Raw genomic sequence first — 26,215 nt, 5'->3', positions numbered from 1 at the left:
AAGGCATTAGCACGGCGGCACAAGCGCCGCTATTCATAATTTGCCGTCTCATTGCTGAAAGCAGTTGACCACGTTGGCGTCTTATACTGTTTTCATTCCCTTCCTCCACTGGAGATAGCGTGCCATGAGCCATACCCCAAGCCGTCAAGATTACGACCACTACATGACGCCTAACTATTCCCCGCAGCAGGTTATTCCCGTGCGCGGCGAAGGTAGCCGCTTGTGGGATCAACAGGGCCGTGAATATATCGATTTTGCCGGGGGTATTGCTGTTAACTCCTTGGGTCACTGTCATCCGGTGCTCGTGAATGCACTAAAAGAGCAAGGCGAAAAGCTGTGGCACTTGTCTAACGTATTTACCAACGAGCCAGCGCTTAATCTGGCCAAGACGCTGGTTGAACGTACCTTTGCTGATAAGGTGTTTTTGTGCTCCTCCGGCGGTGAAGCCAATGAAGCAGCGCTAAAGCTTGCTCGCCGTTGGGCGGTGGATAATCATGGCGAACAGAAAGATAAGATCATCTCGTTTTACCAATCCTTTCACGGCCGCACCTTTTTCACCGTGAGTGTCGGTGGTCAGCCGAAGTACTCTCAGGGCTTTGGGCCGGTGCCGGGCGGTATTCAGCACGCCAACTACAACGACCTGGAAAGTGTGCGCGCGCTAATAGGCGACGACACTTGCGCAATCATGGTCGAGCCCATGCAGGGCGAAGGCGGCATCGTGCCCGCGACACAAGAATTTCTCCAGGGCCTGCGCGATCTGTGTGACGAACATAACGCGCTGTTGATTTTTGACGAGGTGCAGACCGGCGTTGGTCGTAGCGGTGAACTCTACGCTTACAAGAACTACGGCATTACGCCGGATATTCTGACCAGCGCCAAGTCGCTGGGCGGTGGTTTCCCTATTGGCGCCATGCTGGCCACCGATACGGTTGCTAAGTCGTTGGTCGTCGGCACTCACGGCTCTACCTATGGCGGCAATGCGCTGGCGTCGGCAGTGGCACTAGCGGCCGTCGAGTTTATCGATACCCCTGACGTGCTGGAAGGGGTGAAAAAGCGCCACGACCTGTTCCGCGAACACCTGGAGACGATTAATCGCAAGCACGGCGTGTTTAAAGAAATCCGCGGTATGGGACTGCTGATAGGCGCTCAGATGTCCGATGCCTACGAGGGCCGCGCCAAAGATATTCTGCCGCTTGCTATTGAAGAAGGCTTGATGGCATTGATTGCTGGTCCTAATGTGCTGCGTATGGCGCCTTCGCTGGTGATCCCCGAAGCGGATATCGCCGAGGGCATGGCCCGTCTAGAGCGCGCGATCGAGCGGTTAGTTACTCAAGCATGAATGAGCAACGTGCTGCATTAATAGAGGGGGCGCCGCCGATGTTGGTAGTTCGACCCGTTAGAGAGACTGATCTCAACGCGCTAGAGCAATTAGCTGAGCATGCAGTGCCTAAGCTCACCAATTTGCCGGCTAATCGCGAGCGGCTTCAGGAGCGCATTACGCGCTCCCAGGACGCTTTCAATGGCGAGGTCGAGTTTCCTGAAAACGAGCACTACACTTTTGTGCTCGCTGACGATAGCCGCGATGAAGTGTTAGGGACGGCCACTATACGTGCCCAGGCCGGTGCCAACGAGGCTTACTACACCTACCGCCAGGAAACGCTGATTCACGCTTCACAGCAGTTGAATGTGCGTCGTGAAGTTCAGACGCTGGCGCTTTCCCACGAAGTGTCGGACGCCACACTGCTGTGCGCTTTTTCGCTCAACCCCCGCTACAAGGGCACCAGTGCCGAGAACCTGCTGCGTCGTGCGCGTTTGATGTTTATTGCCCAGTATCCGGAGCGCTTTTCGCGCATCCTGGCGGTCGCGTTCCCTGGCTATTTGGATACTCGCGGTGAATCGCCGTTTTGGGAGAGCGTCGGCAGACACTTTTTCGCCCGCAGCTTCCAAGACATCAACCACATTGCAGGCGTGCGCTCGAAAAGTTTTATCGCCGAAGTTATGCCGCAGTTTCCGCTCTACCTGCCGCTGTTGACGCCCCAAGCGAGGGCAGCGATTGGCCGTGAACACCCCGCCCATGAAGAGGCGCTGGAAGAAATGTTGGCGGAAGGCTTTGTGCGTTCGCGCCATGTGGATATTTTCGACGCCGGGCCGATCGTCAAAGCTGAGCGTGACCGGCTGGAAACCTTCCGCCGGGCGGCTTGGCATCCGGTGCGTATTCGTCCTGAGCACGCTTTGCCCGACGCTGAGCCGGCGATGATTGCCAACCAAAAATTGGACGATTTCCGCTGTATTGTCGCGCGCTACGCGTTGTCGCCCACAGGCCAGCTGATGCTGTCAGCGGAGCACGCCGAGCGGCTGGGCGTTTCGGAAGGGCGAGCGGTGCTGGCTGCGCCGTTAACGTTACCGACCGCGGTGGACGCGCTCGATGAAGGAGAAATGTAATGCGCATTCGACCCATTGCCCGCGATGATTTGGATGGGCTTCAGGCGCTTGCGCAGCAGGCCGGGGTTGGGTTCACCTCGCTGCCCGATAATCGCGAGTTTCTGGCTGGCAAGATTGAGGCTGCCGCCAGCGCCTTTGAAGAGCGCACCCCGGTGGATGACCGGCTCTACTTCTTTGTATTGGAAGATGAAGTCAGCGGTGAGCTTGCCGGTTGCTGTGCCATTGAAGGCCAGGTAGGGCGCGAAGTGCCATTTTATAACTATCGACTGGGCACTTTGGCACACTCCTCCATCCAACTGGATCTTCACCGCACCATCGACACGCTGTTTTTAAGCTCCGACCACACCGGTGACGCCGAAGTGTGCTCGCTGTTTTTGCGCCCAGAGTATCGCGGTGAGGCCAATCGCCATTTGCGCAACGGCGCGCTGCTCTCCAAAGCGCGCTGGCTGTTTATCGCCCAGTTTCGTGACCGTTTCCCCGACAAAGTATTGGCCGAAATGCGCGGAGTGTTCGACGAAAGTAATACGAGCCCTTTCTGGGAGAGCCTGGGCAAGCACTTCTTTCCCATGGATTTCAATGAAGCCGACCGGTTAACCGGGCTGGGGCAGAAGAGCTTTATCGGCGAGTTAATGCCCAAGTTCCCCATCTACACTACGTTTATGGCTGAAGAGGCGCGCGCCTGCATTGGTCAGGTGCATCGCCATACTCGCCCTGCCTTGGAAATGCTTAAGAAAGAAGGGCTGCGCTGGGAAGGCTATATCGATATTTTCGATGGCGGACCCACGGTGGAAGCCTACATTGACGATGTGCGCGCTATCCGTAATTCACGGCTCTGCCAGGTTGAAGTATCCGCCGCTGCCAGCGAGGAGAGCGTTAGCCGTTGGTTGGCCGCCACCACTGATATGCTCAGCTTTACCGCCAGTTGGATAGGCCGTGCCCCCACTGATGACAATACCATTGTGCTTAGCAACGCCGAAGCGCAGCGCTTGAATGTCACTACCGGCGATTATCTGCGGCTACTCGACACCTAGGCGACGTTTACAGGAGAGTTTTATGCACGCCCAACAGCAACAACTAATCAATGGCGCCTGGGTAGCAGGCGACGCAGCGTCGTTGAGCAAGCATGATCCCGTTTCCGGCCAGCCGTTATGGCAAGCAGCGACGGCCAGCGCCGAACAGGTAGATGCGGCGGTAAAGGCTGCCCGGGGAGCCTTCCCAGGTTGGGCGCGTAAGCCCTTATCCGCGCGCCAAGCGCTCGTTGAGCGCTTTGTCGAGGTATTAAAAGAGCGCGGTGAAGAGCTAGCTGTGGCCATTGCCTCAGAAACTGGAACACCGCTCTGGGAAGCACGCACCGAAGCAGGCGCGATGGTAGGTAAAGTAGCGCTCTCACTCAAAGCTTATAACGAACGCACCGGGGAGCGGGAAAAAACGGTAGGTAATGCAAAAGCCGTACTGCGCCACCGCCCCCATGGCGTGATGGCGGTCTTCGGCCCCTATAACTTCCCTGGTCACCTACCCAACGGTCATATGGTGCCCGCGTTATTGGCGGGTAACACCGTCGTTTTCAAGCCCAGCGATCAAACCCCACTGACCGCCGACTTAACCTTGCAGTGCTGGCTGGAAGCCGGACTACCTGCTGGCGTAATCAATCTGGTGCAGGGTGGCGTGGAGGTCGGCCAAGCTCTGGCGAGTAACCCTGATATTGATGGCCTGCTGTTTACCGGCAGTGCCAAGGTGGGTGGTATGTTGCATCAGCAATTTGCTGGGCAAATGAATAAAGTGCTAGCGCTTGAGTTGGGCGGTAATAATCCGCTGGTAGTGAAGGATGTTGACGATCAGCGCGCCGCCGTTCTGACCATTCTGCAGTCGGCGTTTCTATCCGGCGGCCAGCGCTGCACTTGCGCTCGCCGTTTGATGGTACCTCAAGGCGAGGTAGGCGACCGGCTAATCGATGCGCTCTCTGACGCCATTGCAAAGCTGCATGTGGCCAGCCAGTTTGAGGAAAACCCTGCACCGTTTTACGGCGGATTGGTCAGCGTGGCCGCGGCGGATGGTTTGCTCAAGGCTCAAGAAGCGCTGGAGTCCATGGGAGGCACGGTGATCAATCGTATGCAGCGCCTGCAAGACAACACCAGCCTGCTAAGCCCCGCCTTGATCGATGTCACCGGACTAGACGTTCCCGACGAGGAGCACTTTGGGCCGCTGCTGAAAATCCATCGCTATCGCGATTGGGATGAAGCGCTAGCGCTTGCCAATAATACCCGCTACGGCCTCTCCGCCGGGTTGATTGGCGGTGAGCAAGCCGATTGGGACGACTTCCTGCTGCGCATTCGCGCGGGCATCGTCAACTGGAACCGTCAGACCACCGGCGCTTCCGGCGATGCGCCTTTCGGCGGCGTGGGCGACAGCGGTAACCACCGCCCCAGTGCTTACTACGCCGCAGACTACTGCGCTTATCCGGTTGCTTCCATGGAAGCCGACACCCTGGAGATGCCTGAAACTCTGCCACCAGGAGTGAGTTTATGAACGGCAGTGCCTTCAGCCATACCAGGGAAGTCAACTTCGACGGTTTGGTCGGCCCTACCCATAATTACTCGGGGCTGGCAGTTGGTAACGTCGCCTCGATGAGCCACGGTGGCCTGCTCTCCAACCCCAAGGAGGGTGCGCTACAGGGGTTGGCCAAGATGAAGTCACTGATGGACTCGGGCTACGCCCAGGGTGTGCTGCCACCTCAACAGCGCCCCGATATTGGCGCACTGCGCGCTTTAGGTTTTAGCGGCAGCAATAGCGATGTGCTGGCCCGTGCCGCCAAAGAGGCTCCGCAGCTACTGCGGGCGGTATGTTCGGCTTCCAGCATGTGGACCGCTAACGCAGGCACGATTACCCCCAGCGTCGACACACCGGATGGCCGCGTGCACTTCACGCCGGCCAACCTACAGTCGAGCTTTCACCGCTATCTGGAGCCGCAAACCACGGGGCGTGTGCTGCAAGCTATCTTCCGCGACGAGCAGCACTTTTCCCACCACCCGGTGCTGCCCGCTACCCCAGCCTTTTCCGATGAAGGGGCGGCCAATCACACCCGCCTTGGCGGCGAATACGGTGAACCCGGCGTTCACCTGTTTGTCTATGGTCGCCAGGCGTTTGGTGACGTGCGTAGCGGCGCTCGCGAACCTCAGCGCTATCCCGCCCGGCAGACTCTGGAAGCCAGCCAGGCGGTAGCCCGCCAGCACGGGCTTACCGAGGCGCAAACCGTCTTCGCCCAGCAGCATCCGGATGCCATTGATGCAGGCGTGTTTCATAACGATGTCATTGCAGTGGGCAACGGCCCCGTGCTGCTCTACCACGAAATGGCCTTTCTGGATGAAGAGCGCACCCTGGATGAATTACATGCCAAAATGGCCACGCCGCTGATTCCCGTGCGCGTGCCGGTCGAGGCGGTGAGCATGGAAGACGCGGTGGCGTCGTATCTCTTCAACTCCCAACTGCTCTCTAATCGGGACGGCACCATGACGCTGGTGGTGCCCGGCGAATGTCAGGAGCGGGAAGCAGTCTGGCGGACGATTCAGGATCTCATCCTGGCGGGCAATAACCCCATCGGCAAGGTGATCGTCAAAGACGTCAAGCAGAGCATGCGCAACGGTGGCGGCCCTGCTTGTCTGCGTCTTCGTGTCGTTTTGTCTGAAGCAGAACGTGCTGCGCTCTCTGGCCGCGTGCTGCTCGACGATGGGCTTTATGATGACCTTACCGCCTGGGTGAATCGCCACTACCGCGATTGCCTCGCCCCTGACGATCTCGCTGACCCACAGCTGGCGGAGGAGTCGCTTGCGGCACTGGATGAACTCACCCAGTTGCTCAAGATCGGGCCTGTTTACCCGTTTCAGTTGGGGTAGAAGGGATACGATAGGCAGTAAAATTAACGCCAAGGCAGTGCCTTGGCGTTAATCGTATAACGGAGAGCCAATACATCGCTCAAAGATTAATTCTAAAGGACGGTAGTCGCAGTAGTAACCTGCGATATTGGCTTCTATCCACTCATTGCGTTCAAGGGGATGCCATGAAAGGTGATAGCCACAGTTGATTATCAGATGTTCAAAAAACAAACGCTGAGCACGTCCATTCCCTTCACGGAAGGGATGAACGACGTTTAAATCACCATATAGCTCAGCACATGCTGATATAAGGTCTGCTTTTTCATGCTGAACGAAGTACTTATGTTCTGCCAGCTTGGTGAATAGCTTCTCAGCCTCGGGAGCGATGCGGTTGACGTTGCAAAATCTTGTATCCCCTTTGGCAATATCGATCGTTCTTACTTCCCCAGCCCAATCGTAAAGGTCATGAAATAACTGATGATGGAGGCGTTTAAGATATGCAAAATTGTAGGGCGCAGGAAAGAGTTCGATGCTATCAGCATTGATGAGTGACAGCTCGCGCTCTGCCTCTTCAAGCTCTACTGCATCAAAAACCTCCAATTTATTCCGCAGTACATCGGTACCTGGGTAGCAGTACGTATCCTGCCCAGTGCCGTATTTATCCATTAGCGAATTTTGTGCTTTTGGTATTTCGCTAGCACATCTGCTTTGTTAGCTTTTGGCGCTTGAGAGTCAACAGAGATCCCTTCCAGCGCCATACTGGCTTGGTAATTGGAGCGCCGTACTTTTGCGTAATAGCGACGCTTTGTTTCCAGAGAAACGTTGTTCATACTGCCTCCTTAGCTATTTAGCTTAGTATAGCGGAATGATGATGTAGGGTTCATCCCATGCCTGAGTTTATGTTTAGTGACGTCGGTATCTATCTTTGCAGGTAAGCAAGCTGTGATTTTGAAGAGCGTAGTGGGCCTCTTGCGCACCTGCAATGACTAGCAGGCTATAAATAAGTGCACGTGCCTTTATAACTAGATGGCTGACAAAAAATAAGGAGCTATCCACCGTATTGGAGAGCGGTGATTTGAGAAAAGTGTTAATGAGCGCCTGTCTTTTGGGTAAAAAGGTTCGCTATGATGGTGGCGCCCTTTCCGTGGATGATCAGATCGTTGAGCGATGGCATTCTGAAGGCCGAATCGTTTCTGTTTGCCCTGAAGTTGAGGCGGGGATGAGCATTCCCAGGCCGCCCGCTGAGATCTTCAAAGGCAGTGGTAAGAGCGTTTTAAATGGTGAGGTCAATGTTATCGAAAACGATGGAGGCAAGGTGACCAATGAATTTTTGGCAGGTGCCTCTATCGCTTTGAACTTGTGCCGTAAATTCGATATCGACGTTGCAGTGCTTGCGGAATTCAGTCCTTCATGCGGAAGCTCTGCTATTTATGACGGCAGTTTCTTGGGTAAAAAAGTACCGGGTATGGGTGTAACAACTGCACTGCTCCGCGAGCATGATATTCAAGTGTTTAGTCAGTATGAGATAGAGCAAGCCAATAAAGCGCTTATTGAATAAATTGTCTGAACGCCGCTCTAGGATTAGAGATATGACACCTATTATTCGGCCGACTGACGACAAGGTATTCGCCGAAAAATTAATTCGCCAAAATATGTCCGGCTATTACGAACAGCTGAATATGCGCTGGGATACCGACCTGTTTGATAGACAGTGGGGCGAGTTGGACAGCTACGCGTTAGTCATCAACGCTTCACGCGTGGGGCTGCTATGCCTCAATCACGATGAAGACGCTTACTATATTCGGGAACTGCAAATTGCCCCGCCGTGGCAACGCCAAGGCTTGGGGACAACGGCAATCCGCTTCACGGGCGAAACTGCTCAGCAAGCGGGCATTCCTTTACTTCGGCTTCGTGTGTTTTGTATCAACCCAGCCATCGCTTTGTATCAGCGCATGGGATTTAGGATATTGAAAACCGCAAAGGGAATGCACTCCATGGAACGTCGCATTCTGTAGCCGTACAAGCAGGATCGTATAACGGCTCTTGTGATCTCCTCTCCGTGGCGTCCTGCCATGATCATCACCCACTCGCTTAGGTCCCCTCGATTAGGCGGCTTTATCAGACGCCTGCTTCGCTTTGCCAATGTTAAGCAGGGCGATACCGGTACCAATCAGTAGGATGCCAAGCAGCAAGCCCTCAGGGGCAGTTTCTCCTTGTAACAGGATGGCGACCGGAACTCCCACCACGGCACCGACGGAGCCCAACAAACTCAGGAACACCGGGCCACCGCTTTTCTGTAGCAGGAAGAGCAGTAAAAACTGACCCGCGAACACCACCGCCTGGACGGCAATCAGAAACATCGGCAGGGATCGATCCGTAGGGATTTGAAGTGAGAAACCTGGCAGCAGGCTCATCCCCAGTAGAAGAAGAGAAGCCGCTATCAGCATCCCTGGTGCCAGTGCATCGCTGGATACGCCCACTGGCCAGCGCAGTGTTCGGTAGAGGTTACCGATGGCCAGCAGCACCGGGCCAATCAAGGCGAGAAGAATCCAGAGGTAGTCAGCATCAGGGGCGGAAAGCTTATGGAAAGCCAGGGTGAAGGCGCCTGCAAGGGCTGACATGACACCAGCCGCCCGCAAGAACTGAAAGCGCTCCATTTTTAACGTTAAAGCACCGACATAGGTGAGCAGCGGTGGCAACGTGATGATTAATGCCACAAATCCTGCTCCTACATGGGGGATAGCCGAAAAGAAGAGCAGGTTGGCGCCCGCCACACCCAACAGCGCAGAGATCAGGTAGTACTCGACGCTGCGAACGGTCAACGGTGGCAAATTGCGGCGGTAGGCGGCGAGCGTAAGCAGAATAAGTGCCGCCCCCAAAATTGACCAATACAGAAAAGCGAGCGCTGATAGCTGCATTTCACCTGCGAGCTTTGCCAAATTAGTCGATAGGCCCAGCAAGGCACCACCGGCGAGCAGATACAGCAGCGGGGCAAGCCAGACTCTTTTAGAGGAGTGTCGCTTGGGTGTGTTGGGTAACGTCATTAGCAGCCTTTAAGAAATATATCTTGATATCAAGGTATGTAGTATTAACCTTGACGTCAAGGTACATTGGCGCAAAATACGTTTATGGATCATGTAGACAATATTCTCAAACAGTGGCGGCAGGAGCGGCCCGACCTCGACGTAGCCCCGATGGGTACTATCGGGCGGGTCAAACGGCTTAACCACGCTTTAATGCGCGCAATGGAAAAGACCTGGGCGAAATATGGTCTGACGGATGCCAGCTTTGACGTACTGGCAACGCTGCGCCGAGAGGGAGCGCCCTATGCGCTATCGCCGAGCGATCTGATGGCATCCACCATGGTGACTTCAGGCACCATGACTCACCGCATCAACCTACTGGAAAAGGCAGGATTGATCGAACGCGTCAAAAACCCAGAAGACGGGCGTGGTTTTCTGATCTCTCTATCACAACGCGGTTTTGATTTGATCGACGAAGCGGTGGCCGCCCATGTGGAGACACAAGCGCAACTGGTCAGTGGTCTAACTGAAGAACAACGAGCGCAACTGGACGCGTTGCTGAAGCAGTTCCTATCGGGGTTTGAGCAGGAATGATCGCGCTTGCCACCGGAATGCGCTGTCACTTGATCCGCTGAACAGGCACTAGGCCCTGCGATTACCGTCCACGCAGTCCCTCTGATATCAGTATTCAAACAACGCCACTGCGATGGAGGCTGGGCTGAGCTCGTGTAGACTCTGCACTCGTTTATAAACCAGATCAGCAAAAGGTCCGACAAGCCCCATGACTTCCTCGAACCACCGTTTTTCCGATGCTGAGCGCCGTGGGCTTTACCGCGCCATACACGAGCGGCGCGATGTGCGTTCGCAATTTCTGCCCGACGAGATACCTCCTGATGTACTGGCCCGCCTTTTGGAGGCAGCGCATCATGCCCCTTCAGTGGGATTTATGCAGCCCTGGGATTTCATCGTGATTGAGAGCCGCAGTGTCAGGGAGGCGGTACTATCGACGTTCGAGGAGGAGAATCAAAAAGCCGCCGAACGCTTTGAAGGCGAGCGCAAAGCGCATTACCGCAGCCTTAAACTGCAAGGCATTCTGGAGAGCCCGCTTAATCTCTGTATTACCTGTGACCGAAGCCGGGGTGGCCCTCATGTGCTGGGTCGCAATAGCATTGTCGATACCGACCTGTTTAGTACCTGCTTAGCCGTGCAAAATCTTTGGCTGGCGGCGCGGGCGGAGGGTATTGGCGTTGGCTGGGTGAGTATCCTTGATCAAGAGCAGCTAAGCGCGGCGTTGAATTTGCCTGAGCATGTCTATCCGCTGGCGTACCTGTGCCTTGGCTATGTGAGCGAGTTTTTAGATCAGCCAGAGCTTGAAGCCAAAGGCTGGCGCGATCGACTGCCATTAAGTGAACTGGTGCATGGCGACCGGTGGGGGCAGCCGCTAACCGCTCTTAAGTTAGACGCTTTATAGCGCGATCACTAAGTTACCGCTAATGTCTACGATTTTGCTAAATGATGCCTGGAGTAAAACGTGCCGGACGATATTACCCTTCATCGGCTAACTGCCGATGATCCTCATGTTTCATTGGTGGCGATCTGGATATTTGAGGCCTGGGGGCATTTACACCGAGGCCTCACCCAAGAGCAGGCTATTGAACGTGTGAGGGCCGAATGTGGCCAGGGCGGTGTGCCCTCCATCTTTGTGGCCATGCAAGGTGAAACCCCTGTGGGAACCGCCAGCCTAATTGCCGATGATATGAGCATTCGCCGCGAATTTACCCCCTGGCTAGCCTCCGTCTACGTCATGCCCGAATGGCGGGGGCAGGGCATTGCTTCTGGATTGGTGAAACGGGTAGAAGCGGAAGCAATAGAGAGTGGCATACGGCATTTCTACCTTTATACCCCCGATCAGCAATCGCTCTATCGCCGCCTGGGCTGGCAAGATGTAGAGCACCTTGAGTACCGGGGTGAAACCGTCACGGTGATGTCGCGGCAGTTGTGGCTTTAAGGAGCGCTTGGTATAGCCAGCGTGCTGTCATGTCATACCGGTCGGCAATTTTTTCCGGTAAATAAAGGAGAGTACTCGTGCGACGTTTGATCGTTCTGCCCACTTCTCGTGCGGGGTGGGTATTGTTAATCGCTTTTGTGGCGCTGGTAATGGCTGGAACGTGGCCGATAATCGGCTTGGTTAATAGGGCGACGCTGGTGTTAGGGCTCCCGTTAATGGTGGTCTGGAGTTATCTGGTGATTTTTTCCTGCGTAGTGGTGATGCTGATTGGTAATCGTATTGTAGAGCGCGACGACCATGAATAGCCCTTGGCCATTACTGATAACGCTGATGTATGTGGCCATAGTGATGGTGATTGGATTGCGCGCCAGGGCAGGGCGTTCCATGAACAGCCTGGAAGAGTGGGGCGTGGCAGGGCGCAGTATGGGACCGGTGATGCTTTACCTGCTGATCGCCGCCGGTAGTGTGAGCGCTTACACCTTTATGGGTGCGCCCGGTTGGGCTTATTCCAAAGGCGTCGCGGTATTTTATGTAGCGATCTACCTCGCCTATCTGGCGTTGGTCGCCTGGTACTTCGGCCCGAAAGTGTGGCAGTTCGGCGAGCAGTTTGGCCATGTGACCCAAGCAAGTGCCATCGCTGACCGGTACCAAAGCCCCGCGCTGGGGGCGCTGGCCGCGCTAGTGATGGCGATTGGCTCCATTGCTTATGCCGTACTGCAAACGATTGGTTCGGCCTATATTCTGTTTGTGATGAGCGGTGGTCTAATACCGATTTGGCTGGGTGTGCTGCTGGTGCTGGCCTGTATTGCGGTGTATCTCTACGCCAGCGGACAGCGGGCGATTGGCCGCACCAATGCCTTTCAAGGCGTTCTGATGCTAATCGTTGCCTGGGCGGTAGGACTGTGGGCCGTACATAGCGCCACCGGTGGATTAAGTTTTTCGGGGGTGTTCGAACGCATCCAGACCAAACATAGCGAGTTTCTCACCCTGCCAGGCGCCGGTGGTGATATGAGCTTTAGCTTTTGGACAACCTCAATCATCGTTTCTATGTTCTCGTTTATGCCGCCAGTATGGACGCAGTGGATGAGCGCTTCTTCCGCGCGCACCATTCGTCGCAGCGCAACGTGGCTGCCCACCTATTACGTAGTAATTCTGCCTATGGTGGTGGTTGGCTTCATCGGCATTTTTTCGCTGCCTGAACTCGCCCGCGCCGATACCGTAGTGCTGGAATACGCCATGCAGCACTTGCCTGTCGTGCTGGTCGGGCTGCTGGGCGCAGGCACGCTGGCAGCCTCTATGTCCTCGAGTGAACCCTTTATTCACTCTGTGTCACTGTCGTTTAGCAAAGACGTGCTTCAGCCGGTATTGAAACTCTCGGATGCAGCCACCGGCAAGCTGGCGCGGCTGTTAATCCTGCCCATCATGTTCCTTATAGTGGCGCCGCTGGCGATCGCGGAGCCCGGTAGCCTGGTGATGATTCTGCTAGTGGGGTTGGGCTTTGCCTCCCAGGTGCTGCCCGCATTTATGGGTATGTTCTTCTGGCCGCGGGCTTCTCGTTTGGGTGTAATGGCCGGTATCGTGGTGGGGTTTTTGATTACCACGGCATTTACTCTCCTTTGGCCGCACCCAATGGGTATTCATGCAGGCTTCTGGGGATTGATGATCAATTTGCCAGTATTTATTACAGTGTCACTGCTGACGCCTGCTACCAGCGCAGAAGTGGTTGAACGCTTCTTTCGTATCGCCGCTCCTCGCGGGGTCACACGGCTGAAAAGTAACGCTGAATAGTTAACGCTGACTTAATCTGTTCATGTTGTTCGCTTACCCTTGCAGATAACCGTTTTTATAGACGTACTACTAAGTCGAACCAATGTACTAACAAAGGCAACGCGATGAGTCATGCACTGACTGGACATAACCGCCCTCAGCAGGTGATCGAGGCAACCCATCAGGCGAATAAGACGTTGCCAACGGCAACCCGCCAAGCCAAGTACGCCAAAATGGCCGCGTCACCTTATCGATTTTACCGGGGCAGTAACCACCTGTACTGGCATGACGTATGGCACGATTGGCGCTTTGCCCTGTTTGGAGGATGGCCGGAAACGCAGACGTGGCTGCAAGGCGATGCTCACGCCTATAACTTTGGCGCTTATGGGCATCATGATGACCAAGTGCGCTATGGCATGGACGACTTTGATGATGCATTGATTGGGGATTATCAATACGACGTGTGGCGACTGGCGATCAGCGTGGTACTGGATGGTCGCGAGAACGCTGAACTGGACACCAAAGCGATCGGTAAAGCGCTTAAAAAGCTAATAGAAGGTTATTATCAAACGCTAGCAGATCACATCGATGGTAAACCCATTCATGCCGTGACGCTCGACACCGCCAAAGGCCCGCTGAAGCCGTTCATGAATAAGGTGGCGGATAAGCAGAGCCGTGCGCGGATGCTCGAAAAGTGGACGACGCTTGATGATCAGAAAGGCCGTCAATTCGCTGAGCGGCCTGGCAAACTTGCTAATTTACCTGCTGATGTCGCCAGCCAGCTACGCCGCCTGATTGAGCAGGAGTATCAGCAGACCCTGCAACATGCTATCAAGGAGAGTGACCCTCACCATTTTCATGTGAAAGATACGGCCCGCCGGCTGGATGCTGGTACCGGTTCGCTGGGCGTGGAGCGCTACTATGTCTTGATCGAAGGAGGTGTTGAACACGAACACGACGATATCATCCTGGATGTTAAAGAGCAGGTGCCGCCAGAGGCGTTCCGGCTAATGGATAAGACGCAGCAACAGGCGTGGCGGAAGCTGTTTCCCAATGAAGGTATCCGCCATGCCGCGGCATTCCATGCCATCGCCGAGCATCCGGATGCCTATCTTGGTTGGTTGACGATGAATGGAAAGGTATTTTCGGTGCGCGAGCGCTCGCCGTTTAAGAAAGACATGCCGACCCATAAGCTTTCTGGAGGTAAGTCGTATAGAAAGCTGGCCCAGCAGTGGGGAGAGATTCTTGCTCGTGAACACTTGCGTGGTGCCCAAGCCCTTAACCAGGGTGACTCAACACGCTTTGCCAAGGCCGTTTGCCAACGACTAAAAGGGCGGGAAACTCAGTTCGCTGAGGTGGTATCAACCCTCGCGGTGGCTTATGCTGACTGTACCGAGCAAGATTACGCTGTGTTTATTGATCACTTCCTGGCAGCCGATTCAACCTAGTCATCAGTCCGATCGAAACATCTGCTGGGGCAAGCGTGAACTGCTGAGTGTGATGCGATTCAGCCCATACCACACAGCGGTTGCGGCCGCTGTGCTTCGCCTGATAAAGCGCTTCATCGGCGAGCCTGAGCAGTTTCTGTGGTTCTTCGGTGTGGCTTGGAAAGGCGGCGACGCCGCAGGAGAGAGTGATACGCCCCAGCGGTTCCTCATGATAGATCAATGGCTGTTGAGAAACTGTGTTCAGAAGGGCATTGGCGTGTTCTGCCGATTGATCGGCGGTTGTTGCTGGCAACAGCGCCACAAATTCTTCACCGCCGAACCGGCAGACAACGCCGACCCCCTGAAAGTGTTGCCGGAGTCGTGCGGCGATTTCCACCAGTACGCTGTCACCTGCGTCATGGCCAAACTGATCGTTAATCAATTTAAAGTGATCCACGTCCAGCATCAGTAGCGATAGGTGGCTGTTATCCTGCTGCGCTCGGCGACATTCATGGTCGAACACGGTATTGAAATGACGACGATTATGCAGGCCAGTAAGCGGATCCTCAAAAGAGAGGCCCTTCAATTCATCAACCAGGCGGTCCAGTTCTGCGGTACGTGAAGCTACCTGTAGCTCAAGCGTTTCATTTGTCATTGCCAGCGTCTGCTGGGTGCGCCGATAGTGCCATAGAAAAATCGCGGCGTTAGCTATTGAGAACGCGAGTGTCCCATAACTTAGGGGAATAGGGCGCCAAGAGATAAAACCGTGCGCTACCAGCATATCGGTCATTAGCAGCGAGGCGAAAAAGGTGAAACTCACCACGAGTAGGCGCTGTTCAAGACTGAGCTTGGGAAAACGGAGCAGCGCGAGCATCAGCATAGCCGGTAATGTCACGGCTAGCAGCGCATCAAATATAGGGAAGGTCATGGATAGACTAACAGTGCCGATCTGAACCAAGCCAATGGCGACGATCACATACGCAAGGTGTAGACGCCAAATTTGTGATAGCCAGCGTTTAGCAGAACCTTCGAGCCAGTGGCTCAGTAACAGCCCCAGCGCAACAGGCAGCATGTAGTAGCTGCCAGCTCTTAGCGTGTCCCACATCAAGGCATCGCTGGCGATTAACTGTCTAGCCGGTGCTTCGGCAATCAACATAAGGCCTGATGCATACGCAAACAGGGCAATGGACCCGAAACCACGTCGTTCAGGGCCGAAGAGGGTAAATATAGTCGCTAAAATCGCCAGTAATAGAACGATTGCACTGATGGCGAGATCCTGAGCCGAGTCACGGATAATTTGTTTGAGTACATCAATACGTTCCATTACCTTAACTTCGCCCCAGAGGCCGATATCGGTGTAATAAGAGAAAATACGCAGGTACATAGGCTTGCCAGAAAAGCTTTCAGGTAAGTCGACCATATGCCAGGGCCAGCCAGCAAAGTTGCCGCGACCCTGATCATCGAACTCGCCATGTCGGTATATCAGTTCGTAATCCAGATAGATTTGACCGATTAGATCGATACTGGTGATGTAAAGTACCGGGTCGCTCCAGTTACCCTCGGGCAGTACAGTGCGTAACCAAAGGTGTTGGTGCCCAGCACGTCCTGGCGGATTGGAAGGGGAAGCCGTTGATTGCCATTCAAGCGCATCGCTATAGAGCCATGCCGGTGTGCCATCCACATTGGGCGGGGAGTCGCCCCAGCGATATTCCCACTGATTAAGTGGTTGGGGCGACGTGCTAGCTTGAAGCGTCCAAGAGGTCACCATCAGGATGGTAAAGGCCATCATGAGCAGAGTGTCACGGCATTGAGAGCAACCACGAAGCAACATGGTAAATGTCCTGATTTACGGCAAGATCGACGACTACGATGTTTGCATTAACCGATGACACACTGATGGCTTATGCCGCATGGTGCACAACTTTCTGAGCGGTGGTAGCCAGTTTAGCTAAAAAATTAGCCTAGGCGATGCTGTTTCCTTCAACGCTTGAGTACCGGTTATTTAGCCAACTTGAACACAAAAAAACCGGATCATTCAGAATCCGGTTCACTCCTTATCTGTATGCTGTCATTGGGCTGTTAGTGACCGCTGACGGCACCGCCTTGAAATAAGCGAAGCATTGCATAAGGATCGCCTTGTTCGGCGGCCTTTAAGTACCAATCCATGGCCTCGGTAGTCAGCCCTCGACTTAACAACCGCGTGGCTTCACCAAGGTAGTACATTGATTCCACATCACCGGCTGCAGCGGATTGCTCCAAATAGGTCTGCATTTCTATCCATTCTGAAATACCCCATAAGCGCATGCCTTCATCTTTGGCGGCCTGGATATCGGCGGGTAGCGCCCAGCTATTGATTGACCAAAGCAGCAGAAATAATAGCGTGGGTGCTAAGAGGTTCGTTTTTGCCATCGTTCAATCAGAAACCAATGCGGCTTGGAAAGTTAGAAAGCGGTGGCTCTTTATTCAACCATTCTTCTGCAAGCTCCTCCCCTAAGCGCCGTTCTTCTTCTGACAGTAAATCGCGCCTCAAACTTAGGCTTCTTTCAGAAGTGCTGCTGTTTGCCTCTTGGTTAATGGCATAATAAATTGCCCAACCTTTTACACGATCCTGCTCAATGTCTTCACAAGTGGGATCTTGATCTTGTTCTATGTAGCAGCTAGCTAAACGCATTCTTCCATTTAAATGACCTTGTTCAGAAGCGGCTATATACCATCGCATTGCTTCTGAATATGCTTCTTGCTCTCTCAGCAATCCACCTAGGCCATTCATTGCAGGCGCGTAATCTTGCTCCGCTGCTTGACGAAGCCATCTTTCAGCAGCTGCCAGCCTTCGACTCTTGGTAAAATACCAGCCTCGTCCGTTCATAATATGGCGCCCCCATCTGGTTTGGGCTTCTGGAAGCCCGGCTTCAGCAGCCCGCTTTAGCCACTTGCCTGCACGGGTGGGAATGCCCAGGAAATTGTAAACAGTGTTCAATCGTGAGGCATCGAGATTGGCGTAAATGTAGTACATGGCCAACATCGCTTCGGGGTCGCCTGCTTCGGCTTTGGGCAGGGTGATGTCCAATGCGGCTTCGCGCCAACCTTTTTCTTGCCAATCATCGCTTCCCTCGGGACATCGATCTCCCACAATACAGGCGCCGCCGCTAAATAGGCGTAGCATGGAGTAGGGGTCGCCATGCTCAGCAGCTTGTAAATACCATTCCATGGCTTCTGTGGTTAAGCCCATCATATTCTGTCGCCGTTCGGACTCACCCATGTAATACATGGCTTCTACATCCCCAGCGTCAGCCGCTTGACGCAAGTAAGGCATGGCAGCAGTTGAGTGCCCTATATTGTAAAGACGCATTCCTTCGTCTTTGGCAGCCTGAATATCCGCGGGTAGCGCCCAGCTATTAAGTGACCACATTAACGATAGCCAGAATACGAATAGCAGACGCGTTGCTTTTGTCATATCTCTACTCAGAAACCAAAGCGGCGTGGAAATTTAGATATAGGTGGCTGCCGACCTATCCATTCGGATTCCGCTAACGCCTCTGCCTCCTGACGTTCAGCTTCATCCAGCTTATCTTCGTTACGGCTCAAAACGCTACTAGCTGTATTACCATCTCCTAACTCATGATCTAAGGCATACAATATGGCCCAACCTCTTACTGTATCTTCATCATTTACGCATCGTTGGTCGGGAGGATAAGACGGATCAAGATAACACCAGCCAATTCGTAAACGTCCTTCATAACTACCATGCAGGGATGCTTGTTCCATCCATTTCCAGCTTGATTCAAAGTCTTGTTGCTCTCTATTGACACGATCCATCTGCTCCATGGCAGGTACATAACCCTGCTCAGCCGCACGACTAAACCAGCTTTCGGCGGCGTCCAAGCGGCGGCTTTTCGTAAAATACCAGCCCCTGCCGCCCATGATATGGCGCCCCCATCTGGTTTGGGCTTCGGGAAGTCCTGCTTCGGCGGCACGTTTCAGCCATTTGCCTGCACGGGTGGGAATGCCCAGGAAATTGTAAACAAAGGTCAATCGTGAGGCATCGAGATTGGCGTAGATGTAGTACATCGCCAGCATGGCCTCCGGGTCGCCCGCTTCGGCCTTGGGCAGGGTGATGTCTAATGCGGCTTCGCGCCAGTCGTCACTGTCTTCAGGGCATTCGCCCCCAATACATGCACCGCCTTGAAATAGTCGCAACATAGCGTAAGGGTCGCCTTGTTCGGCGGCCTTTAAGTACCACTCCATGGCTTCAGTGGTTAGCCCTCGACTTAACAACCGCGTGGCTTCACCGAGGTAATACATTGATTCCACATCACCCGCTTCGGCGCATTGCTCTAGATAAGGCTGCATTTCTATCCATTCCGAAAGGCCCCATAAGCGCATGCCTTCATCTTTGGCGGCCTGGATATCGGCTGGCAGTGCCCAGCTATTTAGTGACCACATTAATAGCGCAGCAAGCACACTTTTTTTAGATAACATAACGTAAAGTACCTTTTTAATTTTCACGATAACGAACCCGGCTACCACGCGCAGAGGAGTAATATTTACGATAGTCATCAATATCCGTCCCTAATCGACGAGCAATTTGGTGATACTGTGACTTCGCATCCACTGCATCATCGCTACCATCCCCGTTTCGCTTCATAAAATCCTCTAAGGCTTCGCGTTTATGGCAGTAGGCCTCCACCCAGGAAGAATAACTATCAAACTGTCCCGTTTGGGACATTCTTGCCACTGCCCGTTCAAACAGATGCTCAGCGGCCTCTCGGCTGTAGCGATTGTCCAAATACCCTTCTTCCAGCCACTCCACACACTTGGCAATCGCGATTTGCTGTAGATCGATTGCCCGCCCTCTATCAATTTTATCTCCTTCGATGTCGACGGTAGGGAAAAACCAACCGGGAGAGGTGATCAGTGTATTCAGTAGCGGCCCCAGCGCTTCCGGCGGAAGATGCTGCACCCAGGAACACATTTCTTTTTGCCGAGGATCGTTTACAAATGCATAAGCCACCATCACCGCTCGGTCGCTCTGGGTCATTAACTCGTAAAGGCGCTTAATACCGTCGATGCCTCGGGCGGCCAGCAGGCTAACATCCAGCAGGGTGGTGGTGGCCAGATAGGAGAGGTGGCTAAAGCCTTCAAAGGCGTCAGCATCTACCCAATCGACAAATCCGTAGTCATTGTCGCGCAGAGCCTGGCTCAGCATCATCATCCAGAGATTAAGCTGCCGCGGGTCTAGTTCAATCGCGAGTTGTCCGCCAACGCCTACCCCGGCAACCAGTTTGGCGCGAACATAAGCAATAAACTTGCCTTGATGAAGGCCCAATCGCATACCCAATTCGACACCAATGCCGCCGTTGGCTTCCAGCCCCAATACGGCTTTGCCCAGTGAGCGCCAGGCCTCCAGGTCGTTTCGCTGAGTGCTTAGGGTTAGCCAATCCTGGTCGGCCAGCTGAGGTAGCTGGCGGGTAATATCCATTGGTGGCTTCCAGCGTAACGAGCAGGCGGTCTGTACCCCCAGCGTAGCGCCAGCAAATGCCTTAAGTGCGCCGCCTTCAGCTTCCCGCTTGGCCCACTCTGTCCCGGTTATTTTGACGCCGTTATTGTCAAAGCTCAGCCCCGTTTGAGCGGTAAGCGCGAGTGAGGCACCCGCAAACCCTTTAGCGACAGCGGTTACCTGTAATGAATAACGACCTAAGTTGCGTCGTTCGCCGTCGTTTTCTTGCAAGACGGCATAATAGGGCTGGGCGTTGGCTTCTTCGGGTAAGTTAAACGTACCCAAGCTGATTTCACCCCGTGCCAGGTTGTACGTGCCTTTGATGGAGAGCTGATGATTCACGCCCCCACTGAACTTCGTTCCTCTAGCATTAGGGTCACGGGTGCTTTGCCAACTCTGATCGTGAGGGTCACCCATATTTCGCTGAGTGCCCACTTCACTGTTTTGCTTCGCGCTGCTAGCGGCATTCACCCCTGAGGCTGTCTTCGTTTCCTCTAGCTCAAACACTTCCAGCGTGGCATTGCGTCCAATGAGCGTGACGGGTTCTTCAAAGTGAACCCCTAATGCCTCATTTAACTCCGTATGGGGCATGCCCACCAAACGGAGCATTTGCGCCTGGGCGCTGGCATCAAAGAGGCGTAGTTTTTCTCGGCTGGGGCCGGTGAAAATGATTTTTTCGAGGGTGTCTTTCCAGCTAGCTTTGGCCCCCTCATTCTGCAACGATTCGACGATGTGGCCCTGAGCCGAAAGGGTGGCATACAGTTGGTCGGGTAGGAAGAAACCTAGTGGCTCTTCAAACCATTCGGTGTGTCGCAAAATGCGTTCGCAGCCTCGCTGGGCAAGCCAACTGGAAAGGGCCGTTTCGTTGCCTTGCCACAACGTGGCAGGCAGAACACCATCTTGCTCAAGGTGCCTTTCTAAGGTGGCTCGTTCAGCATCGGGCATGTCGCGCATTAAGTGCCGCAAGCTGACATGGCTGAGAGAGCGCTGTCCCATTGGGGAGCTAAGCTCCCTTAGCGGGAAGTCATTGCGCACCAATACATCAATGGATTGGCGTTCGTAGCCAAGCGCATGCCGCTGGTCTTCAATATCCGCCTGCCAATAAAGCACCCGCTGGGGAACCATGCGTGCTACCTGGTGATCGGCGGCCTCGTAAAGCGCATCTAGTTGGTTGGTTAGACGTTGAAACTCAGTTCGCTCTTCCTCGAATAAATGCACCGGAAGCTGAGCTCTACGAGCCGTGGCCGTGGCCCATTCGGATAGTTCATCCTCAACATCTTTGAAGATATCAACCGCTTGTTTAAGCGTACGGTTGTAGTAGTCGAAACCGTTAACACCCGGTTCGAGACGCCCTTGCATACTGGTCGTCGTCACATCGGCCAATGCCCACTCAGGCGTTGCGACGCCTAGGGTTGCCAGGGTGAGTATGCTCATTTGGTACGCAGAGACATCTGCGTCTAATTGCTCGGCTGACGCCTGGAAGTAATCCCTAATCACCTCGCAACGGGAGGAGTCTTTGGGCGTCATGGATTCGCAATCTTCTAAAAAGGCTTGATATTCCGTTAGCGCATCACTCACGGAGATGAACTCGCCGGGGTTGTCGACGGAAACCATCTCGCGAATAAATTTCTCTCGGCATTGACGATAAGTTTCTAGCGCTTTCTCTATTTCTTCTTCCCAGGCGCCGTAATAGCGCCCGCCATCCATTACGTAGCCTGCCTCTTTGGCCTTTTCGGTGCCTGTTTGATAAAGCGTATGCAGTTCCGAGATCAAGCGTGTTTCTTCAGGACGGGTCAGCCGATCCCAGGCATACGAGCCGGACACAAGAAGCGGTGAAATCCACATCCAGCCGTTTTCCATGAGCGGACGGTACTCACTCACCCGCCGACCAGCATCAATTTCTTCTTCCTCTTCAGCTCTATCTGCATTCAGCAGCTCGGCTAAACGTTCCAGCTTTTCTTTGACGCTTTGCCGTTCACTATCGTCTAGAAAGTTTTCCGGGCGAGCTGGTAAAAAACACTCGATAAGGCCTGCATCTTCTGCCAAATGGCGCATGCGCTGCTCTGGATCTTCGGTAAGCACCCAGTCGGCCAATTCGTCTGAGGCTTCGTGTAGCGCATCAGCAACGTCTTGTGTCAGTAGCCAGAAATCGCCTGTGCCGGTGATATAGATGATGTCAGCCCAACACTTATCCTCACAGACCGAACCAGCGGTTTGCTCAACGCTGCCCTCAAACGGTTCAGGTTCATAGGAACGCAATAAAAGAGGTGGAGGTAGGCTCCCAGATCTATCGGTTGTCATACGTTTTCTCCACTTCTGTCGTCCGCTGTTTGGCCGATAGATGAGGGACACTCAAGGTGTCTTCAATGCGCTGCCAGCTGTCCTCGTCGGCTTGTTGAATAGCAGTAAGCAATCTTGCTAAATGTCTACCTTTGGTAATGCCATATTGGGCACATTTGCCCAGGCGCTTGACCCATTGATCGGGCAAGGCGGAGAGGTGTTTTCCGGTGCGTTCGCTCAACCACCATGCCTGCTGGCTTTCCTTCAACGCGGCTTCCATATCTGCAGTAAGCTGCCAGCGTTCCGGTGCAGGGGACGTTGGCGCATCGGCCTGCCAAATAGACCACTGGCCCAGTGGCGTGGGGGTGGCGACTCGGTCTAGCGGGTTTAACCAGTGTGAGTAAACACTGGCTGGAACGCTGGCGAGCAGTGCTGTCCATGCGGAGGGCTGTTGAAGGTTGATCAGTGATTTGCCGCCGTGCGGGTCATCCAGTACAAAAAGGGCTCGCAAGTGGTCAGCAATGCTTTGCAGGTTTTGATCTGCCGGTGGCTGGCATACCCATCCCAAGCGTTGCTGGCAGAGTTTTTCGGCGCAATGCCAGGCTTCACTGCCTACTTCAATATCCAGTAGCCAGGGGCCGGCCTCCAGTAGAGGGGAAAGCGGCGTGCCCGCAAATAGCGTGACAAAATCACGTTTACCGGCAAGTGATAGCAGTGGTCTGCACTGTTCAGGCGAGCGGCGCTGGTCTAGTACCACGAGTCCTCGTTGCCCCGTTACCATCTCAGATAGGTTATCCGCCGCACGGCACCGTTTTGCAAGTTGGTTTAACCAGCCAGGCATGGACAATCCTCACGACTGCACTGCGTATCGTTGACCTTGCCGCAGAGCGGCATGATGGCCGCTTCGCTTAGCTGGTAATCCTTTAGCTTGGGCAGCGATGTCGGCGGAATCGCCTCATGCACCTCCGCCATAGCATGCCCAGGCAGTAGGGGAGCTTCCACCGCTTGACCAGAGCCGTTGCCGGGGCTGCCGCCTGCGTTGACGCGTACCTTGGGGCCGACCATGGTGACGCCGCCACCGTCCAGCTTGAGAAAACTGCCGCCAGCGTTCAGGGTGAGTTCGTTACCGGCTTCTAGCACTACTTTATGGCCTGCTTTGATGTGCAGTTCGCGACCGCTTTCACTTAGCCAAGCCTGGCCTGCGTTGATATGCAGCGTGCCTTGCACCGTGAGGTGCTGCTGGCCTTCGGTGTGCTCGAAACGGTTGCCATGCACTGTGTGGTGATCGTCGTTGTCGATCTCGCTGATGCGGTCGTTATTGACCTTCAAGAAACTGTCGTTGCGGATCTCTTCGATGCGGTCATTGAGGGTGAGCAGTTCCAGGTCTTTCTGGGCGTGGAGCCAGATTTGCTCTTCGCCCGCTTCGTCTTCGAAGCGCAGTTCGTTGAAGCCCTCGGCCTTGTGGCTCTGGGTGCGCAGCACCGTGCGGGTTTTGTGTTCCGGCAGTTGGTACGGCGCGGTATTCACTGCACGGTAGGTGCGCCCGGTGATTAGTGGCTGATCTGGGTCACCCTCCAAAAACGAAACAATCACTTCATGGCCGATACGGGGAATGGCGATACTGCCATAGTCGCCGCCTGCCCAACCTTGGGTTACCCGCACCCAGCAACTGGCGGTGTCATCTGGTTCGGCGTAGCGATCCCAGGGGAACTGTACTTTGACCCGGCCGTGCTCGTCACAGTGGATCTCTTCGCCTTCGGGGCCGACCACAAAGGCGACGTGGGGGCCATCAACGAGAGGTTTGGGGTTGGACATGGCTCGCCACGGGGTGTCTCCGGGGATCAGCGTGACCTGGTTGTGGTATCGAGTCATACCGGCCGCATCGCCCTGTAGCTCTTTACCAACAACCATGCCATCCTCTTCCAGCGCCTGAGGCTGCTCGCCGAAGTGGCTGACTTCTACGGCCTGCCAGTCGCGGTTGAGGCTGTCGGTGTCGTGGTCGGTCAGGGTAAAGCGCACACCAGGGGCGAGTTCGGGCAGGTCGCTTTCCGCTTGGGCGGTGATGACCTCGCGGCGCAGCTGTTCTAATCGAATTCTGGTAAAAGGCTCGCCGGAGGCATCCTGCTTATAACGGCCGGGGTAGTCATAGTGTTCGTAGTCCGTGTTTTGACCATGTGTTTCTACGTCCCGGCCCAGGTGTTCGTGTAGCTGTGCATAGGCCGGATTTTTAAAGCTGTAATCTTTGAGCGTGGCGGAAGCGGCAGCGACCCTAGCTTTGTGACTAAACTTGCGTACATGGCGGGTGGGGGCGGTACCTCCGGCGCGGCTGTGGTAGGTGCGCTCGCCTATGCTGGTCAGTACCTTTGGATCATCAGCAAAAATTAAGCGGTGGGTGCCACCGTCTTTCTCTTCAAACTCATGGAAGTAAAACAGACCCTCTTCGGCGGCCAGACGCTCGATAAAGGCGAGGTCGGTCTCGCGGTACTGTACACAGTACTCACGCTGCTCCGGCTCGTGGGTAATGGTAAAGCTCACATCGGTAATGCCCCGTTCGTCGCATAAGGTATTAATGATGGTGAGCGGGTCGACTTTTTGGAAGATCCGCGAGTTTTGGCGCAGCGAAAGACGCCACAGGGCGGGTCGCAGCACTAGGGAATAAAATGTGCGGTGGTGGCCTCGGTCGCCCCTGGCAAACTCACTGATAATGCCATGCACCCGTCGCAGGGGTTCGCCATCTTGCCAGATGGTCAGTGAAGCATCACGATCCAGCAGCCCGGCGGCAACCAGGTTGCTATCTTTACTGGCTACATTGAGGGCCAGCTCAAATGGCTGGGAGAGGGCTTCACGATGTGTGAAGTCGATTATGGCGATCTCGTCAACGCCGGGTAGCGTGAGCGTGAATTGCAGTCCGGTGCTGAGCGCCATGCCTCCTCCTAGGGTAATCGTTTAAACGTCGCTAAATAAAATGAGAAGCGATTAGAATAACGACCTAGTTCAGGGCAACAACCCCAGGAGCGCATCTAGCGGCAATGTCTTACAAGTCGGGTAGTCAATGTATTACAAACGGGGAGAATGATGATTAAAAAATGAACAGTTTTGCCTCGTGCGTTGTAGCAGAGGTGCTATTCTGCCAGCCTTCATCAATAGCGAGCATAAAGGAGAAGGGCGTGTCGGGCGTGGTCTATTGGCTGGATATGGCGGGGGTCATCGTATTCGCGCTGTCGGGCGTGATTTTGGCGTGCCGTTCGCGCATGGATCCGATCGGCATGCTGGTGCTGGCGTCAGTGACCGGAATTGGCGGGGGCACACTGCGCGATTTAGTGTTGGGCGTTCGGCCGGTGTTTTGGGTGACCGATCCGACTTATCTCTGGGTCATCTTAGCCACCGTGAGTGTCTCGTTGATGGGGTTTCACTATATCCATCGCCTGTCGCGGGGGTTTTTGCCCATCGCCGATGCGTTTGGGCTTGCGCTGTTCACCGTTATTGGTGCCCATAAGGCGCTGTTGCTGGGCACGTCAGGCATGGTGGCTGTGTTGATGGGTATGATGACCGGTGTGGCCGGTGGCATGATCCGGGATGTATTAGCCCAGCGAGTACCCATGGTATTGCGTGAGGAAGTTTATGCCACGGCGGCGATGGCTGGGGGCGTCGTTTATGTCTCGCTGCATGCGCTGGAGGCGCCGTTGACAATAGCGATTGCCGCCTCGCTAATTGTCACCCTCGGGCTGCGGTTGGCGGCTATTCATTGGCACTTGGCGTTGCCGGTATTTGCCTGGGTCACGGTTCCTCCTAAAAACCATGAAGAAGCGGCGGCACCGCTCTCTACGCCGCAAAAGGCCAAAGAGCGGGTACGAATGATTCGCCGACAGCGAAAAAAACGCTAACGACAAAGCTCTAGGCTC

Annotated in this window: 24 protein-coding genes; 14 read left to right on the top strand and 10 right to left on the bottom strand. The window is 54.6% G+C overall.

The window, feature by feature from the left end:
* Positions 1-124: 124 nt before the first annotated feature.
* From ACW44H_RS13770 to astB, 5 genes are read left to right on the top strand one after another with little or no spacing between them, the layout of a single operon-like run.
* The gene (locus tag ACW44H_RS13770; RefSeq protein ID WP_457505082.1) at positions 125-1,339 is read left to right on the top strand and encodes an aspartate aminotransferase family protein; all 1,215 of its coding nucleotides are present in this window, start codon (positions 125-127) and stop codon (positions 1,337-1,339) included.
* A gap of 38 nt (positions 1,340-1,377) precedes the next feature.
* Positions 1,378-2,442, top strand: coding sequence for an arginine N-succinyltransferase (locus ACW44H_RS13765; protein WP_113270071.1), 1,065 nt, complete (start codon positions 1,378-1,380; stop codon positions 2,440-2,442).
* The gene (gene astA, locus ACW44H_RS13760; protein WP_113269899.1) at positions 2,442-3,473 is read left to right on the top strand and encodes an arginine N-succinyltransferase; all 1,032 of its coding nucleotides are present in this window, start codon (positions 2,442-2,444) and stop codon (positions 3,471-3,473) included. Before ACW44H_RS13765 ends, astA begins: the two co-directional genes overlap by 1 nt.
* 22 nt (positions 3,474-3,495) lie before the next feature.
* Positions 3,496-4,968 (top strand): succinylglutamate-semialdehyde dehydrogenase, encoded by a 1,473-nt coding sequence (astD, locus tag ACW44H_RS13755; protein WP_457505080.1) that lies wholly within the window; start codon positions 3,496-3,498, stop codon positions 4,966-4,968.
* Positions 4,965-6,332 (top strand): N-succinylarginine dihydrolase, encoded by a 1,368-nt coding sequence (astB, locus tag ACW44H_RS13750; protein WP_457505079.1) that lies wholly within the window; start codon positions 4,965-4,967, stop codon positions 6,330-6,332. The genes astD and astB overlap by 4 nt, the downstream gene beginning before the upstream one ends.
* Positions 6,333-6,380: 48 nt before the next feature.
* Here the strand turns inward: astB and ACW44H_RS13745 are convergent, their stop codons facing one another.
* A complete protein-coding gene (locus tag ACW44H_RS13745) occupies positions 6,381-6,977 on the bottom strand; it encodes a putative adenosine monophosphate-protein transferase Fic (protein ID WP_457505078.1) in 597 nt (198 codons plus the stop codon).
* Positions 6,977-7,141 (bottom strand): YhfG family protein, encoded by a 165-nt coding sequence (locus tag ACW44H_RS13740; RefSeq protein WP_113269902.1) that lies wholly within the window; start codon positions 7,139-7,141, stop codon positions 6,977-6,979. Before ACW44H_RS13740 ends, ACW44H_RS13745 begins: the two co-directional genes overlap by 1 nt.
* A 230-nt stretch (positions 7,142-7,371) precedes the next feature.
* Between ACW44H_RS13740 and ACW44H_RS13735 the strand changes: the two genes are divergently transcribed.
* The gene (locus ACW44H_RS13735) at positions 7,372-7,869 is read left to right on the top strand and encodes a DUF523 domain-containing protein (protein ID WP_113269903.1); all 498 of its coding nucleotides are present in this window, start codon (positions 7,372-7,374) and stop codon (positions 7,867-7,869) included.
* Positions 7,870-7,900: 31 nt separating this feature from the next.
* Complete coding sequence (locus tag ACW44H_RS13730) at positions 7,901-8,326, top strand: GNAT family N-acetyltransferase (protein WP_457505076.1); 426 nt, start codon at positions 7,901-7,903, stop codon at positions 8,324-8,326.
* 90 nt (positions 8,327-8,416) lie between these two features.
* On the opposite strand, the gene ACW44H_RS13725 is transcribed toward ACW44H_RS13730, so the two are convergent.
* The gene (locus ACW44H_RS13725) at positions 8,417-9,355 is read right to left on the bottom strand and encodes an EamA family transporter (protein WP_457505074.1); all 939 of its coding nucleotides are present in this window, start codon (positions 9,353-9,355) and stop codon (positions 8,417-8,419) included.
* 84 nt (positions 9,356-9,439) lie between these two features.
* Here ACW44H_RS13725 and ACW44H_RS13720 point away from each other — a divergent pair, with 84 nt between their 5' ends.
* From ACW44H_RS13720 to ACW44H_RS13695, 6 genes are all read left to right on the top strand, one after another.
* Complete coding sequence (locus tag ACW44H_RS13720; protein WP_457505073.1) at positions 9,440-9,928, top strand: MarR family winged helix-turn-helix transcriptional regulator; 489 nt, start codon at positions 9,440-9,442, stop codon at positions 9,926-9,928.
* A 187-nt stretch (positions 9,929-10,115) separates the two neighbouring features.
* The gene (bluB, locus tag ACW44H_RS13715) at positions 10,116-10,805 is read left to right on the top strand and encodes a 5,6-dimethylbenzimidazole synthase (RefSeq protein ID WP_457505072.1); all 690 of its coding nucleotides are present in this window, start codon (positions 10,116-10,118) and stop codon (positions 10,803-10,805) included.
* Positions 10,806-10,865: 60 nt separating this feature from the next.
* Positions 10,866-11,342, top strand: coding sequence for a GNAT family N-acetyltransferase (locus ACW44H_RS13710; protein ID WP_457505071.1), 477 nt, complete (start codon positions 10,866-10,868; stop codon positions 11,340-11,342).
* Between the two features lie 77 nt (positions 11,343-11,419).
* Positions 11,420-11,647, top strand: coding sequence for a hypothetical protein (locus ACW44H_RS13705; RefSeq protein WP_457505069.1), 228 nt, complete (start codon positions 11,420-11,422; stop codon positions 11,645-11,647).
* Entirely contained in the window at positions 11,640-13,130 is a 1,491-nt protein-coding gene (locus tag ACW44H_RS13700; RefSeq protein ID WP_457505067.1) for a sodium:solute symporter family protein, read from the top strand. The genes ACW44H_RS13705 and ACW44H_RS13700 overlap by 8 nt, the downstream gene beginning before the upstream one ends.
* A 104-nt stretch (positions 13,131-13,234) precedes the next feature.
* Positions 13,235-14,557, top strand: a complete 1,323-nt coding sequence (locus tag ACW44H_RS13695; protein WP_457505066.1) for a DUF2252 domain-containing protein — start codon at positions 13,235-13,237, stop codon at positions 14,555-14,557.
* Here the strand turns inward: ACW44H_RS13695 and ACW44H_RS13690 are convergent.
* From ACW44H_RS13690 to ACW44H_RS13660, 7 genes are all read right to left on the bottom strand, one after another.
* The gene (locus tag ACW44H_RS13690) at positions 14,523-16,367 is read right to left on the bottom strand and encodes a GGDEF domain-containing protein (RefSeq protein ID WP_457505065.1); all 1,845 of its coding nucleotides are present in this window, start codon (positions 16,365-16,367) and stop codon (positions 14,523-14,525) included. The two genes, ACW44H_RS13695 and ACW44H_RS13690, sit on opposite strands and share 35 nt — an antisense overlap.
* A 248-nt stretch (positions 16,368-16,615) precedes the next feature.
* Positions 16,616-16,945, bottom strand: coding sequence for a hypothetical protein (locus ACW44H_RS13685; RefSeq protein WP_457505064.1), 330 nt, complete (start codon positions 16,943-16,945; stop codon positions 16,616-16,618).
* A 7-nt stretch (positions 16,946-16,952) separates the two neighbouring features.
* Complete coding sequence (locus tag ACW44H_RS13680) at positions 16,953-17,990, bottom strand: tetratricopeptide repeat protein (RefSeq protein ID WP_457505063.1); 1,038 nt, start codon at positions 17,988-17,990, stop codon at positions 16,953-16,955.
* An 8-nt stretch (positions 17,991-17,998) separates the two neighbouring features.
* On the bottom strand, positions 17,999-19,015 hold the full coding sequence (locus ACW44H_RS13675) for a tetratricopeptide repeat protein (protein WP_457505062.1): 1,017 nt from the start codon (positions 19,013-19,015) through the stop codon (positions 17,999-18,001).
* 16 nt (positions 19,016-19,031) lie between these two features.
* A complete protein-coding gene (locus ACW44H_RS13670; RefSeq protein WP_457505060.1) occupies positions 19,032-22,334 on the bottom strand; it encodes a hypothetical protein in 3,303 nt (1,100 codons plus the stop codon).
* A complete protein-coding gene (locus ACW44H_RS13665; RefSeq protein ID WP_457505058.1) occupies positions 22,321-23,154 on the bottom strand; it encodes a DUF4123 domain-containing protein in 834 nt (277 codons plus the stop codon). Before ACW44H_RS13665 ends, ACW44H_RS13670 begins: the two co-directional genes overlap by 14 nt.
* Positions 23,139-25,238, bottom strand: a complete 2,100-nt coding sequence (locus ACW44H_RS13660; protein WP_457505057.1) for a type VI secretion system Vgr family protein — start codon at positions 25,236-25,238, stop codon at positions 23,139-23,141. Before ACW44H_RS13660 ends, ACW44H_RS13665 begins: the two co-directional genes overlap by 16 nt.
* 242 nt (positions 25,239-25,480) lie before the next feature.
* On the opposite strand from ACW44H_RS13660, the gene ACW44H_RS13655 reads away from it, so the two are divergent.
* On the top strand, positions 25,481-26,197 hold the full coding sequence (locus tag ACW44H_RS13655) for a trimeric intracellular cation channel family protein (protein ID WP_457505055.1): 717 nt from the start codon (positions 25,481-25,483) through the stop codon (positions 26,195-26,197).
* Positions 26,198-26,215 lie beyond the last annotated feature (18 nt).

Source organism: Vreelandella sulfidaeris Esulfide1 (genome assembly GCF_054072535.1).
This window is presented reverse-complemented; position numbering and strand designations above follow the sequence as displayed.